Below are 14,617 nucleotides of genomic sequence, written 5' to 3'. Positions count from 1 at the left end.
GCGTCCGCGCCTTAAAAATTCACGCGGGCGAATAAACCCGTTGTGAAGTACTGTAACTGTTCAACCGGAGTTGAACCAGCTGCCGTAGATCCGCTGATTTTGTTCGACATGTTAAACATGTACTTCATATCAAAACCTGCTGACATCTTATCGTTAAACTCTAAATCAACACCGGCGATTAAACCTAAGTCGATCGCGTGTGAAGTACCGAACTCAGTGCCTGCCGTACCGTACGATGTGTTGTTGTTAGCAACATACTGACGGTAAGAGTAAGAAATTAAACCACCAACTACCGGACGTACAAAACCGCCGATTAATTGATATTTCGTAGAGATGATACCTTGGTATTGGTTCATATCAAAATTAGCTGCACGAACTTGGTTAAAAGAATCCACGTATCTTGCATCTAACGTATAGTTAGAGTACATGAACGCACCTTCAACTAAGAAATAATCAAAACGAGTACCAAAACCAGCACCTAAGGCGTAGTTACCTTTGATGGATTCGATGTCCGGGTACTGACCGATGGCTGCATTTGCCGTGAAATACTTTTGTTCTAAAGACGGAACAATTGCTTTTTCGTCTTCAGTTAATGCTGCACGAACTTCTTCACGAACTGCATCGCGGGTTAAAGTCTCGTTTTGGTTGATAATGATCGGCTGAGGCTGAACCTGTGAAGATGGAGCCTGCACCGGAGCTACTTGTACCGGTTGAGCCGGCTGTGCCTGTTGATTTTGAAGAGTATCAAACTTATCACCGAATAAAACCGCTGCACGTTTTTTCTCGTCTTCTAAACGGCTTTGTTCAAGCTTTTCAACGATACGTGATTCAGTTCTTAATTCTTCTTCTTGGCGGCCACGGCGGATGCTATCAGCTCGTGAGTTGCTAAGAGGTGAACCCTCAACCGTTGTTTCCGGTTGTTTTTGCACGCTTGGAGTTGTTGTCGCTGGGTACTGTTGAGGTACTACAACTGTTTGTGTAACAACTGCGCCTGTTTCGGCTTTCGACGCGCTTTGAGAAGATGCTGCTTGTTGTTGATACATCTGCTCGATTTCTGAATCGACTTCAGCACTTAATTCAGCACCTGAAGTTTGAGCGATAGCCATTTCAGCAAAATACAGATTTGCAAAAATCGCCGCCGCTACGGTTAATGATAGTTTCATAAATACTCCCCTGATCCTTTTTTAAACCTTGTCTTTTTACTACAGGGAATCAAATTAGCAACCGAAGTGCCAACAAATGTAGCTTTTTCCAAAGCGGTGACAATTCTTGTAACTGGTTGAAAACCTTGATTTTTCTATCGAGCGGCCCAATTAAACGAAATAGAGTAGCCCTTCAGAGAAGTGAATAGGCTTCAGCCAAGCTTGAAAAAAATACTTGAACAGTACGTCTCCGTACCTTTAAATAAGGGCACCTTTATAGTCTATATATTTGCCGGTGCCTCGGTGATGAAATTGGTAGACTTGCTAGACTCAAAATCTTGTGGGAGCAATCCCGTGCCGGTTCGATTCCGGCCCGAGGCACCAAATTTTACTCTTTGATTTACACCCAAACTCTACTAATTACCCACCAATACCCAGTTGGTGCCGTCACAATACCTAAAACGATTATCCGCTGATGAATACTGATACTGCCCGGGAGCCGCAATCGGCGCAACACACCCGACACCACCGGCCCCCGGTGATGGCCCCATGGCATAGTAAGTAGTCCCGTTGCAGTATTTTAATGTTGCCTGAGGTACATCGTATATGACTTCGCCGGCTTTCGAACAGGCGCCGAGCGTAGTCGATGCCAGGTAATCAAAAATCGTCAGCGTATTGCTACCAACGATGTAGCCCCTGTTTCCTGAAAAGGTCAGATCGTTGGGAAAACCAAATCCCGAAGTCGTTGAATCTATCAGTGTGGGTGCAGTTGGCGTCGAAATATCAACTGTAGCTAACAAACTAGGAGAAAAATTCACCAGATAAATGTTGTTAAGCACTTGCTTGCAACAGGTGACCAAGTTTTACCAAGAGCTGGCTCGACACACAGACTAGCCGATAAGGCTTAAAACTGCGCCTCGGGGCGTAAATCCAATTTTTTGCCATTTTGTTCAGCTGTAGTTGACTCAACAAACTTTGAGTCATTAACCTTTTAATATGGTTAAGGAAAACTGCGACTCACTCGACAAAAAAATTCTTGTCGTCGACGATGACTACGGGATTCGTGAAGCCCTAAAGGCGGCGCTTGAATATGAAGGTTACGCTGTAGCTACGGCCGAAAACGGTCAAGTCGCGATAGACCTTTTACAAGATGGCCTTCGCCCCTGCTTGATCGTTTTAGATTTAATGATGCCAGTGATGGATGGCTGGACGTTCGCAGACCGTGTGGCCACCGACCAATCTTACTCCAACATTCCAATCGTTGTCGTCAGTGCTTTTGATGACCAAGCCCCAGATATTAAAGCCAAAAGTATTTTCCAAAAACCGGTTAACCTTAAAGCTCTTTTCGACGTTATTAAAAAATGGTGTTCACAAGACAGCTTAAGCCACGGCTAACGACAGTGGCTAAGTTAGAAGCGCTCACTGATCAGAGTCATATCGGGGTCGATCGTCTGGGCATATGGCGTAATAATCGGCTCTTCAAGATCTAACTCTTTACCGATCGCCGTCAACCGCTCTTCGATCAGACGCTTTACGTACGGGCCATCAAGTTTCAAATCACCGACTTTTTGTAATTGCCCGATCGGATGACCGGTTACGTTTTTCATGACTTTATAAACCAGCTCGCTGCAATAGATACGCTCGTCTGAAAACTCAAAAAAGATATCGTAAGGTTGATTGTATTTATACAGATTCACATACAGCATCGGCACCATTTTGGGCGTAAAATGTTTAAAGCGCATAACTTTATAGGCATTGTTTTTACTGCGTCCGATAAAAGATTTTAAAGTATTAACCTGCAACGGACCGACAGCTTCGGCCACATGCCATGCTCCGGATTTTTTAACGATCATTCCAACGTGAGTCCACTCCGAGGCTGTGCCCTCTGCGATGGCCCTGGCCTGTTCAGTCTGACTTTGAATAAAAATCACATCGCCTTCAGCCAATTTTTTTTCTAACGAAGAATTGGCAAAAGCCACATTGGATAACAAAATCAATAAAGTAAAAAATGCTTTCATGCCAGACCAGTATAGGCGTGATTTTTTAAACCAGGCAATACTTTAAAATTATTGTCGCTCTGTAGTTCGCTGGTAGAAAAACCATGCAACTGCCGCAAACACAGCGGTATTGCTATCGCTCTTAAAAAGTGGAGAACTGCGGTTTTCTGACGTACCGTAATAACTGTGGGTTACACCAAAAATTAAATTAAAACGATTATATTCATAAAGGAAGTTTTGGCCGATACTCAATGTGGATAACCCGGCCTTGGCATCATAAGCGGCACGCTCTGAAGTGACGTAGCGGTTTTCCACCTGATAGTAGTAATTCGCCACGCGTTCATTGAAAAACTCCACAGAAACCGAGGTGATCGCTGACAAATTCGGCACCACGAAATTCAGCTTCTGCAGCCTTAATTCTGGCTCAAATACCCATCCTAAGAATTCGCTCGCCTTAAAATTGGTCTCAAACGTAAGCCTTACCGGGATTTGCAGAGTCAACGAACCAACCTTTGCGGCTTTCCATAATTTGTAATTCAGACTTGGGCCGGTCTCAAAAATATAGTTCAGATCCGGCATACCGGCGCGCGCCTTGTTCCCATCGCTGTCATTATTAAAACGGGCCCCGAAACTTAAGTTAACTTCCAGTTCACGTGATTTAAATAGTTCGGCGCGGGTCCCGTCTTCCTGGTCGGATTTTAAAACATCACCCCGGTAGATCACCAGCGGCAGCAATAGACTTTTACGTGAATACTCATCAGAAGCCGGGTAATCGGCAATAGAGCCGTAACCGTACCCTACGCCGATTTCAAGTTCAGAATAGGTCGGCACTTTTTCTTTTTGTAATTGGATACTTTTTTCGACTTCAATAATCTGGATAAGATCCTGGTCAACGTTTTGAGCCCGCAACAGCGGGCTCAAAAAAATTAAAAATGAAAACAGATACAGAGTCTTATTCATCGTCCATTTCATCATCGCCCATCACACCAAGGCTGTATTTTTCTACACGGTAGCGCATTGAACGAAACGAAATTTTCAATAACTTCGCAGCTTTTTTCTTCACACCGTTTGAAGCATGAATCGCTTTGATTAAAAGTTCTTTTTCGATCTGACCAATCACCTTATCTAAATCTAAACCATCTTCGCCGATTTCAATTTCGTTAGATGATGCCATTTTACGGCCTGACGGCGTGTTAACCATCGGCGGCAGTGACTCAGGCAGGATCGTCGATCCTGCTTCTAAAGCCACGGTACGCTCGATCATATTTTCTAACTCACGCACGTTACCCGGGTAGTTATACTTTTTTAAGATATCCATGGCTTCAACAGAGATGCTTTGGATCTGCTTATTGAGCTTTTCGTTATATTTACGCAAAAAGTGGTTTGCCAATAATGGGATATCATCAGCACGCTCACGTAATGGAGGAGATTTGATGTTAATAACATTTAAACGGTAAAATAAATCCTGGCGGAATGTGTTTTTTGAAACCATCTCTTCAAGATTTCTGTTGGTCGCGGCGATGATACGGACTTCAACTTTCATATCATCCGTTGCACCTACGCGGCGGATAATACGCTCTTGAATCGCGCGGAGTAACTTAACCTGAATTGAAGCCGGTAACTCACCGACCTCATCCAGGAACAAGGTTCCGCCGTCAGCCACTTCAAATAAACCGGCTTTATCAGCGATAGCTCCCGTGAACGAGCCTTTTTTATGACCGAACATTTCTGATTCCATTAAATTTTCAGGAATCGCACCGCAGTTTACGGTTACAAACGGCTTGTCTTTAAGTGGCCCGTTATAGTGAATAGCTTTTGCGATGACCTCTTTACCGGTACCTGACTCACCCGTGATTAACACGTTGGTAGGCGCCTGCGATACACGCTGAATTAAATTAAACACGGCGTGCATGGCATCTGAGTTACCAACCATATTCTGGAACGAGTACTCTTTTACTAGTTCTTTTTTAAGAACACGAACTTCGGTTTCCAAATTTTTAGAACGTAGGGCGTTAGCGATATTTAGGCGCACTTCATCGATTTTAAACGGCTTTGTTAGGTAATCGTAGGCGCCAAGCTTCATTGCCTCAACTGCGGTTTCGGTTGTGCCGAATGCAGTGATAATCATAAAGCAAATATCCGGGTAACTTTCGCGCACGTGGCGCAGCAATTCAATTCCGGTTACGTTCGGCATCTGCATGTCTGAAATAATCATATCGAATGATTTTTTCGTTAAAATTTCTTTGGCTTTAGCTCCGTCTTCAGCTGTCGTTACCTCGTAGCCTTCTTTTTTCAGCATGATCTCGAGAAATTCTCTGATCGATTCTTCGTCGTCTACTACCAAAATGCGTGATTTCATGATGTCTCCTGTTTTTGTATCCTTATGCTTTATTAAACTTTAAAATAAATTCCGTGCCTAAACCCATTTCACTGTGGATCTGCATCTGCGCCTGATGTGATTCCAGCACTTTATGCGTGATCGCAAGCCCCAACCCAGTCCCTTTAGGTTTAGTCGTAAAAAACGGTTCAAAAATTCTTTTTTTAACTTCTTCCGGCATTCCGCTGCCGTTGTCTTTGATCGAAAGCACAACCTCATCGCCGAACGTATCGAGCTTAATGGTCAGCTTCGGCTCTTCGTTATTTAACATCGCCTGTACCGCGTTCATCGAAATATTTAAAAACGCCTGTTTTAACTTATCTGCATAACCTAAAATAGATCCCGAATTGACCTGCAAAACCAACTCAAGATTTTTCGGGGTCTGCGGGCTGGCTTTGATATTTTGGATAACATCATTCATAACCAGTGCTAAATCGATTTTCTGATCCGGGCGCTGCTCAGGTTTTGAGTAATCTAAAAATTCAGTGATTAAGTTATTTAAACGGTCGATCTCTTTTAAGATGATTTTCATCAATTTCTGATCATCAGGATTTTGCGCATCATTTGAAAGCAACTGAATACTTCCCGAAATACCCGCCAACGGATTTCGGATCTCATGGGCAATGCCGGCAGCTAACTGACCGATCGCCGCAAGTTTTTCGCGTTGGCGCATCTGATCCTGCAGATGTTTTACTTCAGTGACATCTTTCAACATCATTAGATTAACGGTTTCATTCAAAAACACGTCTTCATAGCTGGCCTGGTTAACTTCGTAAATCTTCTTATCCTGCAGCTGAGCATTGTAATAGGCAAATTCTCCCTGCCCGCGGGCCTGCGTCTGGGTAAAGATCGTGCGCAGGTCGTTGACCGTAAGATTTAACTTCTCGGTTAAATTTCTATTGGCAAATAAAACATCACCGTTTTGATTAAAAGCCGTCAAACCCGTTGGCATCTGCTGGATTAAAATCTCGGAAAACTCTTCTTTCGAACGCAGTTTTTTCGTGACCGAGCTAAGCTCGCTGTGCAGGTCTTTCAGCTGCACCCGAAACTGCTGCGAAATAATCGATACCGTTATAAACGAAAAGTTAAACAGCACCAGGGTAAACAGGTTCTGAATGCCTTCCCAACGGATCGACAACAGGTTAACCAGCGATAAACACACCGAGCTAAATACCGTTAAAATTAACGAAGAGTTCTTTGATAACTCAGAACCGGCGATAAACAGTAAAATGAGCAATACGATCAGGTTAAAGCTTGAGAGCACCGAATGCTGGGCCATCAGGTAAAACAAGATCGAAAAATCAAACATGAATGACAGCACATGATTTTTGCTGTTGGTAAGATACAAAAATAAGTGGTGGGCAAAAAACAGCAGCACGGCACCATAAAAATGCATTAAGAAATTTATCTGTAGAAACGGCGCCTGCGAAAAAATTGCCAACTGAAATAAGACGCAATACAAAAACAGCACCACAACCCGCCAGTCGCGGGTTGTTAATGAAGCAAAATATTGTTCCAACTTGGCACTATTGAACAACGGTATCTCCCATTTGGAATACTGGTAAGTACATCGCTACCAGGATAAAGCCGATAATTCCGCCTAACACGATCATTAATAACGGCTCAATCAACGAAGTCATCGCACGGATCGCATTTTCAACTTCATCTTCGTAGAAATCGGCAATCTTACCCAACATCGAATCAAGCGCACCAGTCTGCTCACCGATAGCCACCATTTGCGAAACCATTTGCGGGATTTCTTTCTGGCGCGATAACGGCAAGTGAAACGGACGACCGACTGAAATAGATTCTTTACACGACTTAAGGGCCTGCTCGATCACATAATTTCCGGCGGTATTTGCGGCGATATCAATCGATTCAAGCATACTGATACCTGAAGACAACAATGTCGACATCGTTCGCGATAAACGTGCAACCGATGCTTTTTGCACAACGTCGCCAATGACCGGTGCATTGATTAAAAATTTATCCAGGGCAATGCGCCCTTCTTTGCTGGCAAAAAAGCTGATAATCAGATACGTCGCAATAAACAACATCACAATAATTGAAAACCAGTTGTTACGTAAACCGTCCGACATATTAATCAGCATCTGGGTAAGCCCCGGAAGTTCCTTACCACTGCCTTTATATAACTCCTGGAATTTCGGGATAATGAAAATAATAATACCTGAGATAACGGCAACTGCGGCAATCACGATCACTATCGGCATCGCCATGGCACCTTTAATCTGATTTTTAATTTTTTCGTTCTTTTCCGAGTATATCGACAGACGGTTTAAGATCACATCGATAATACCCGCCTCTTCACCGGCACGGATCATATTGCAGTACAGATCATCAAAAACACGCGGAAACATTTTCATTGAATCCGACAGTCTTTTACCTGTCTCAATCGAAGCTTTGATCTGTAAAACGGCTTCTTTAATCAACCGGTCTGACGTCGATTCAGAAAGAATTTTTAACGCATCAACAATCGGAATACCCGAATTGATCAGGGTCGCAAACTGGCGTGTAAAAATCTGCAGATCCTTGGTTTTTACTTTCGGCGCAAAGAATGCCCCTAACGCGTGGATGTCATGGGCGTTCTTTTTACCCGGAGCATTAGCTACTAGTTTTAAAGTCATCGGCATAAGCTGTTTGGCGCGCAGGCGAACCTTCGCTTCGGCTTCATCCCTGGCATCTAAATAGCCGGACTGGATTTTTCCGCTTAAGCTGCGGGCCTGGAATTGAAACTTTGCCATACTCTACAACCCCATTCTCTTTAACTGCGTATCTAAATCATCCGGCGAATCACTCGCGGCAAATGCGGACTTAACATCAATACGACGGCGTACCAGCGCCTGAATGATGGACTGATTTAAACTCTGAAAATATTTTTTAAACGCTTCGCCTTCGTGCTGTTTTTTGAATTCAGCAAAAGACATTTTGAATAAATCTTCTTTAAATCCCTGCTGGGCCACGAAAAATTCGTGAACCGCACCTTCTCTGATGCCGATCACTTTTTGGTAACAGATACTGTTTAACACCTGAAAAAACCGGCGGGCTAAGTTAGTTTGAAATCCGATCTGCGAAATAATCTGCTCTAAACAGTTTTCAACCGACAGACCAGAGATCGTTAAATAAACTGAACGGCCTTCTTCACAAAGCTTAATCCATTTTTCCCAGTTTTTGATGCTGTTAAAATCTACGACGAACTGGTCGATACCATCATAAATCGGATGGTGCGCTTCCCACGCCAGAGTTTCTTCAGATAAATGGATTAACGAATCCAGGTTTAAAAGCGACAGGGTCGAGAAATTTCCGTGCACGGCAATTAACTTTGGCGAATCTTTTTTAATCTCAGAAATAATATCTTTTAACAACGACGATTTACCCTGGCCGCGCTGGCCGGTCACAATAAATAAACCACTGGTTTTTTTTAAAGAATCCCAGAAAACCGGCGACTGGATATACTGGCTTAATTCAAAATTCGGAATCACACTGAAATAAGCCTTTAAACAATCTTTGTGCTCGGTAAATGAAAACAACCACTGCTGGTCAGACGATTTATAAACACCTCTGACAAAACCTTTGGTTTCCAAAGTCAGTTTGTCATTATTCTGCAGGCATAGGTCTTTAAGATCTTCCCACTCGGAAAAACCCAGACTTTCTTTGTCGATTTCAATCCATTCATTTTTTACTTTAGCAATGGTTTTATGCCCCAGGCGAAACTGCACTTCTAAAGCTGATGAATCTTTAACTTTGGTTAAAATCTTTTCAATCATGATGGTTATCCTCTAGTCGTCTCTCACCGATGTATTTAAAACTTCATCAATCGTTGTTTGTCCTCGGGCTAATTTTAACAAACCGCTTCGACGTAACGTGCGGTAACCGAGATCTTTGGTTAACTTACGCAGCTCGGCCGCCGATGCATTTCGTAAAATAGCGTCCTTGATCGCCCCCACCACCGGCATTAACTCGTAGATCGCCAGACGCCCGCGGATTCCGGTGTTGTTGCAATTACTGCAACCACGGCCGCGCATGAGCTGAAATCTCGGGATATCAGCTTTGCTGACGCCTAAGTTTGTCAGCGTTGTTTCCGGCACCTGAATCGGCTCTTTGCACGACTCACAGATCTTACCGACTAGACGCTGGGCTACGATAAGATTAACGGTCGAAGAAATTAAGTACGGGGCAACGCCCATTTCTGTCAGACGAATAACTGTCGATGGGGCATCATTCGTATGCAGGGTACTTAACACCAAGTGACCTGTTGAGGCGGCTTTAAACGCAATCTCGGCCGTTTCTAAGTCACGAATCTCACCCACCATAATGATGTCCGGATCCTGACGTAAGAAGGCACGTAAGGCACTGCTGAAATTAAGATCGATATCAGGATTCATCTGAACCTGATTGATCCCTTCAAGATTAAACTCGATCGGATCTTCCGCTGTAGAAATATTCACATCAGACTTGTTAAGCTCGGATAACGCCGAGTAAATTGTGGTGGTCTTACCGGAACCCGTAGGGCCCGTGATCAGAACCATCCCTTGCGGAAGATTCACACAACTTTTGAATAATTTTAAATCGTCTTCTTCAAAACCAAGTTTGGTCATATCGAGCTGAAGATTCGATTTATCTAAAAGACGCATAACCACTTTCTCGCCCCACATGGTCGGAACAGTGTTCACACGAAAATCCATTTCTTTGTTTTCTTTAGCGATATTGATTTTTAAGCGACCGTCTTGGGGTCGGCGCTTTTCGGCAATATCCATTTTCGACATAATTTTAATACGGGCCGCTATGGCAGGCCCAGAAGAAGCCGCCGGCGCCGCTACTTCCAGTAACGAACCATCGATACGAAAACGCACTCGGAAATTTTTCTCGTATGGTTCTAAGTGAATATCTGAAGCACGTCTGCGCATCGCTTCGATTAAAATACCGTTTACGAATTTTACAATCGGTGCTGAGCCGATTTTATTATCGGCCTCTTCATTCACTTCTGTTGAACTAGCGGTTTGCGCAAGTTCGGCTTCGCCGCCTAATTCACCGAACTGTTCTTCGCTGGCAGTGAAATCTTTTTCGTTCTGCTTGAAGGTTCCGTAAAATTTTTCAATCGCAGAGGCAATTGATAAATCCGTGGCCAACACAGGTTGAACTTTACACTTCGTTAAAAAGCGGATCTGGTCACGGATTTCGATATTTGCAGGGTCAGAAAAGGCCACGACAAGTGTTGTTCCCGCCTTGGATACAGGAATAACGTTATTCTTGTCACAGAACTCGCGCGGCACAAGTGATAATGCTGAAGACTCAATATCGATCTGGCCTAAATCAACACCGGGAATGCCATATTGTTTTTCTAAGGCTCTGAGGATTTGTGCATCTTTTAGAACACCGGAATTAACGAGGAGAGTTCCAAGTCGCGCCTTGGTCTTGGCCGATTCGGCCAAAGCCGCCTGCAACTGATCCGGACGGATCAGGCCTTGACGTGTTAGAATTTCCCCAAGCTTCGACATAGTATAAGTCTACTAAGAGTGACGTTTTTTGTAACTGGACCTAGGAACGGTTATTTGTGTTTTTTTTGAAATAAACGGTATTTGTGTAAATGAAATTCGACTGAATCCAAAACTCTTAACGAGGCTTTTTCTGCCTCTGAAGAAAGGGCATCATTTAGGTAATTCTGCAGGTCGAAAAAAATCGCGTTTTCAGCCAGAAAATTGAAGTAAGTCAGAGTCTCAACCATATCCGGATATTCGGACTGGTCAAAATCCATCACCAGTAAACTCGAAAGTTCTGAAATATTAGCCATCTCATCAAGCGTCAGCTGCTGTAACTGCACATTGAACAGGTACTTCTGCACCTTTGCGATCTCTTCTTTGTAAGAAACATTTCCCGGAGAAACTAAATAAATTCTATTAAACCCGATTTTGGCCAGCGCAACCGCATAGGTCATTAAAAATGAATAGGTACCGACCAGAACCGCATTCTTAGAGATATCAAGATAAATGTGTTTGGTTTCTAAAAAATTTCCAAAACTTGAAGCACTCAAATGAATGGGATTAAAACCGCTTTTATCTTTGCCAAATGCATCTGCTGCCCCGGTCGACTGGATCTGCCAATCAAGCATTGGCATCTTCTGTAAAATCGACTGACTCTGGTGTTCAGAAAGTTCAATCAGGTCAAAATCCGAATGAAAAAGTTCATCATCGGTCATCGGATCAAAGTGAATTTCGATGTCTGGCTCATGCAGTAATTTTTCGCTCAGCTCGGCCGCACCTAATTCAATTGATCGGTAAATTTTCATAGCTGAAAATACTTTCTCGCCTCGGCGATGTCGTTTTGAATCTGATGTTTAAGCGAATCGACACTTGAAAATTTCATTTCATCGCGGTGAAAATGCTGCAGCTCAACTTTAATCTGTTCGCCGTAAATTTCCTGGTTAAAATCAAAAATATGCGTCTCAACTTTTAAGTATGAATTCGTACTTTCAAAGGTTGGATTAAAACCGATGTTAGTGATCGATTTAAAAATTTTATCATTCCAGAACACCAATGAAAAATACACACCTTTACGCGGAACAAAATCGATATCAGGGCTCACGTTCGCGGTCGGCACACCTAACTGGCGGCCGCGCTTAAAACCAACACGCACCGGCCCGCGGATATAGTATTTGCGGCCCAGAAACTTTTCAGCCAGCTCAAGGTTTCCGTGCTCTAATAGTTTACGGATCACAGATGAAGACACCACCTGACCATTTTGCTCAAGTGCACTGACCACGGTTAAACCAATCTGATTTTTTTGACAGTATTCGCGTAAGAAATCGATACCGCCGGAACGGTCTTTACCGAAGTTAAAATCGTAGCCGACAACAAGGTGTTTAGGCTTAAAATAGCGTGAAATGTACAGGTCCATAAACTCATCGGCCTGCATTAGCGAAAAATCCTTTGTAAATTTTTCTTCAATAAGAAAGTCGACCCCTAAAGCCTCCATGCGCTCAGCCTGGTCTTTGTAGTCAAAAAGCCGGTGCACCGGTGTACCCGGATTGAGCAATACGCGGGGGTGTGGCTTAAAAGTACAAACCACGGATGGTACTTTGTACTCTTTACCCTGAAAAACGAGCTCTTTCAGCAATTTCTGATGCCCTAAGTGCACACCATCAAAGTTTCCGACGGTTAGTACCGAACCGGTTAAATGCGGGAGTGATTGATCGACAGTACGGATCCATTTCATGGTTACAATATAAGCCGAATTATGCTAGTTTTGCAACGCTGTGAAAAACAATATCATCAATTGGCTAAAATGGACGAATAGCAAGAAAGGCTTCTGGAGCAGAGCTTTGCTTTGCTGGCTGTTCTCTATCATCCTGCTTAAATTTGATGAAGTTGACCTGTACGATAGTCGGTTTAAAATTCGCGGGGCGCAACCGGTCAACAAAGAAATCGTTTTGGTCACCATTAAGCCCAGTGACTTTGTTAAAATTTTTGACCTTAAAACCAACTCGCTCATCAACATGAACGAGTCACAGGACGTCACCGATAGTTTTTTCTGGGACCAGAAAATCTGGTTTCAGATGCTTTCACAAATCCTCAATCAAAAACCGAAATCAATAGGGGTCACACTTTTCTTCGGCGAAAACATCGGCGTCACCCGCCTCAACTCGCAGGAGATCATTGTCTTCAAAGACCCGAAAATCACCTGGGCCACAAATACCAGCTTACTGGAAAACATGTCGCTCCCGTTTGCGACACTGCCCGACCGCTCTAACATTGCCCATGTCGAAGTGTTACGCGACGAAGACGGTATCGTGCGCAGACTGCATGACCACCGCGGCTTCTTACAGGATATCGCCCACGCCACCGTAGATCAGGGCCGCCAAAGCAAAGACCCGTTATCAGTCATCAACTACCGCGGAGTTAACCGCTTTAAAACCATTGGCCTACAACGGGTGTTACGTGGTGATTACCCGAAAGATTTTTTTCGCGGCAAGAACGTATTTATCGGCACCGAACGAACACTTAATTCGCAGATTCTGACCCCCCTCGGAGCCATGACAAAACACGAGTTCTGGGCGCAGGTCACCGACAACATTCTAGAAAAACGCTTTATCAAAAAAGGTTACACCTGGATCAATTCTCTACTGCTCCTGATTCTGACTATCATCGCCGTGCTGGTGATTACCCACTTTCCACAGGCGGTCTCGCTGTTTTTATTTTTCTGGATCGGCACGATCTGGGCGGCCTTTTCAATCTGGGTCTTTGACACGTTTAACCTTTGGATTCCGATGGTGAGCCCGCTGGTATTACTGATTCTGATCTGGGTGTTATACATTGGCTACCATGCCCTGCGGATCGAAAAAGCCCATGCTGAGCTTCAGCAGGAACAACGTTACCTATCTGATCTTGAACAGCTTAAAAATAATTTTATCAGCTTAATTTCGCACGACTTAAAAACCCCGATTGCCAAAATTCAGGCCGTGGTCGACCGCCTGGATGCCGAAAAGAATATTCCAGCCCATATGCACGAAGATTTTGGCAACCTTAAAGTTTACAGCGAAGAGCTGAACCGTTATATCCAATCGATCCTAAAGGTATTACGGGTTGAATCGCGTGACTTCCAAATCCTAAAAGAAGTGGCTGATTTAAACGAAGTGATCGAAAACGTGGTTGAACGGTTAAAACCGGTGGCAAAAACCAAAAATGTCAGCATTGATCTTACCTTAGAGCCGATGTTTTTAATTGAGTTCGACGTAACTTTAATGACCGAAGTCTTTTTAAACCTGGTCGAAAATGCCATTAAGTACACGCCGGCAAACGGACAGGTTTCTATCCGCACCAAAGAGACTGACACCGAAATTCTTATTGAAATCCAGGATACCGGTGAAGGCATTGCCAGTGAGGACCAGTTGCATATCTGGAAAAAATTCGTGCGCGGCAAAAACCAGGACCAAAAAACCAAAGGAACCGGCCTTGGCTTGTACTTAGTTAAATATTTTATTGAGCTGCACGGCGGAAATATTACGTTAAAATCCGACGTCGGCGTCGGCACGACGTTTTATGTTCGACTGCCGATTGATCCGGTATTATAGTTGCGTTAAACGCAGG

At 43.8% G+C, this 14,617-nt stretch carries 13 protein-coding genes and 1 tRNA gene; 3 read left to right on the top strand and 11 right to left on the bottom strand.

Going from position 1 to position 14,617, the window contains the following annotated elements; genetic code table 11:
- Positions 1-11: 11 nt before the first annotated feature.
- Entirely contained in the window at positions 12-1,163 is a 1,152-nt protein-coding gene (locus tag AC04MM_RS02515) for a hypothetical protein (RefSeq protein ID WP_475378737.1), read from the bottom strand.
- Positions 1,164-1,439: 276 nt separating this feature from the next.
- On the opposite strand from AC04MM_RS02515, the gene AC04MM_RS02510 reads away from it, so the two are divergent.
- Positions 1,440-1,526 (top strand) — tRNA-Leu (locus tag AC04MM_RS02510).
- 32 nt (positions 1,527-1,558) lie between these two features.
- Here the strand turns inward: AC04MM_RS02510 and AC04MM_RS02505 are convergent.
- On the bottom strand, positions 1,559-1,960 hold the full coding sequence (locus AC04MM_RS02505; protein WP_475378736.1) for a hypothetical protein: 402 nt from the start codon (positions 1,958-1,960) through the stop codon (positions 1,559-1,561).
- Between the two features lie 178 nt (positions 1,961-2,138).
- Here AC04MM_RS02505 and AC04MM_RS02500 point away from each other — a divergent pair, with 178 nt between their 5' ends.
- Positions 2,139-2,537, top strand: a complete 399-nt coding sequence (locus tag AC04MM_RS02500; RefSeq protein ID WP_475378735.1) for a response regulator — start codon at positions 2,139-2,141, stop codon at positions 2,535-2,537.
- Positions 2,538-2,551: 14 nt separating this feature from the next.
- Here AC04MM_RS02500 and AC04MM_RS02495 read toward each other — a convergent pair whose 3' ends face one another.
- Genes AC04MM_RS02495 through AC04MM_RS02455 form a run of 9 tightly spaced genes read right to left on the bottom strand, consistent with a single transcriptional unit; the run spans position 2,552 to position 12,746 of the window.
- Positions 2,552-3,160, bottom strand: a complete 609-nt coding sequence (locus AC04MM_RS02495; protein WP_475378734.1) for a YiiX/YebB-like N1pC/P60 family cysteine hydrolase — start codon at positions 3,158-3,160, stop codon at positions 2,552-2,554.
- 48 nt (positions 3,161-3,208) lie between these two features.
- Entirely contained in the window at positions 3,209-4,099 is an 891-nt protein-coding gene (locus AC04MM_RS02490) for a MipA/OmpV family protein (protein ID WP_475378733.1), read from the bottom strand.
- Positions 4,092-5,498, bottom strand: coding sequence for a sigma-54-dependent transcriptional regulator (locus AC04MM_RS02485; RefSeq protein ID WP_475378732.1), 1,407 nt, complete (start codon positions 5,496-5,498; stop codon positions 4,092-4,094). Before AC04MM_RS02485 ends, AC04MM_RS02490 begins: the two co-directional genes overlap by 8 nt.
- 22 nt (positions 5,499-5,520) lie before the next feature.
- Entirely contained in the window at positions 5,521-7,035 is a 1,515-nt protein-coding gene (locus tag AC04MM_RS02480) for a two-component system sensor histidine kinase NtrB (protein ID WP_475378731.1), read from the bottom strand.
- A 7-nt stretch (positions 7,036-7,042) separates the two neighbouring features.
- Entirely contained in the window at positions 7,043-8,278 is a 1,236-nt protein-coding gene (locus tag AC04MM_RS02475; RefSeq protein ID WP_475378730.1) for a type II secretion system F family protein, read from the bottom strand.
- Between the two features lie 3 nt (positions 8,279-8,281).
- On the bottom strand, positions 8,282-9,301 hold the full coding sequence (locus AC04MM_RS02470; RefSeq protein WP_475378729.1) for a P-loop NTPase fold protein: 1,020 nt from the start codon (positions 9,299-9,301) through the stop codon (positions 8,282-8,284).
- Positions 9,302-9,313: 12 nt separating this feature from the next.
- Complete coding sequence (gene pilB / locus AC04MM_RS02465) at positions 9,314-11,032, bottom strand: type IV-A pilus assembly ATPase PilB (protein ID WP_475378728.1); 1,719 nt, start codon at positions 11,030-11,032, stop codon at positions 9,314-9,316.
- Between the two features lie 50 nt (positions 11,033-11,082).
- Positions 11,083-11,820 (bottom strand): hypothetical protein, encoded by a 738-nt coding sequence (locus AC04MM_RS02460; RefSeq protein WP_475378727.1) that lies wholly within the window; start codon positions 11,818-11,820, stop codon positions 11,083-11,085.
- Complete coding sequence (locus tag AC04MM_RS02455) at positions 11,817-12,746, bottom strand: bifunctional riboflavin kinase/FAD synthetase (protein ID WP_475378726.1); 930 nt, start codon at positions 12,744-12,746, stop codon at positions 11,817-11,819. Before AC04MM_RS02455 ends, AC04MM_RS02460 begins: the two co-directional genes overlap by 4 nt.
- Before the next feature lie 40 nt (positions 12,747-12,786).
- Here AC04MM_RS02455 and AC04MM_RS02450 point away from each other — a divergent pair, with 40 nt between their 5' ends.
- On the top strand, positions 12,787-14,601 hold the full coding sequence (locus tag AC04MM_RS02450; RefSeq protein ID WP_475378725.1) for a sensor histidine kinase: 1,815 nt from the start codon (positions 12,787-12,789) through the stop codon (positions 14,599-14,601).
- The last annotated feature ends 16 nt before the right edge of the window (positions 14,602-14,617 follow it).

The organism is Bdellovibrio sp. SBM16, from assembly GCF_056175625.1.
This window is presented reverse-complemented; position numbering and strand designations above follow the sequence as displayed.

Bases quoted from the DNA above. Each gene is read 5' to 3' on its own strand.
- AC04MM_RS02515 (WP_475378737.1), bottom strand. From the start codon at position 1,163: ATGAAACTATCATTAACCGTAGCGGCGGCGATTTTTGCAAATCTGTAT.
- AC04MM_RS02500 (WP_475378735.1), top strand. From the start codon at position 2,139: ATGGTTAAGGAAAACTGCGACTCACTCGACAAAAAAATTCTTGTCGTC.
- AC04MM_RS02495 (WP_475378734.1), bottom strand. From the start codon at position 3,160: ATGAAAGCATTTTTTACTTTATTGATTTTGTTATCCAATGTGGCTTTT.
- AC04MM_RS02490 (WP_475378733.1), bottom strand. From the start codon at position 4,099: ATGAATAAGACTCTGTATCTGTTTTCATTTTTAATTTTTTTGAGCCCG.
- AC04MM_RS02485 (WP_475378732.1), bottom strand. From the start codon at position 5,498: ATGAAATCACGCATTTTGGTAGTAGACGACGAAGAATCGATCAGAGAA.
- AC04MM_RS02475 (WP_475378730.1), bottom strand. From the start codon at position 8,278: ATGGCAAAGTTTCAATTCCAGGCCCGCAGCTTAAGCGGAAAAATCCAG.
- AC04MM_RS02470 (WP_475378729.1), bottom strand. From the start codon at position 9,301: ATGATTGAAAAGATTTTAACCAAAGTTAAAGATTCATCAGCTTTAGAA.
- pilB (WP_475378728.1), bottom strand. From the start codon at position 11,032: ATGTCGAAGCTTGGGGAAATTCTAACACGTCAAGGCCTGATCCGTCCG.
- AC04MM_RS02460 (WP_475378727.1), bottom strand. From the start codon at position 11,820: ATGAAAATTTACCGATCAATTGAATTAGGTGCGGCCGAGCTGAGCGAA.
- AC04MM_RS02455 (WP_475378726.1), bottom strand. From the start codon at position 12,746: ATGAAATGGATCCGTACTGTCGATCAATCACTCCCGCATTTAACCGGT.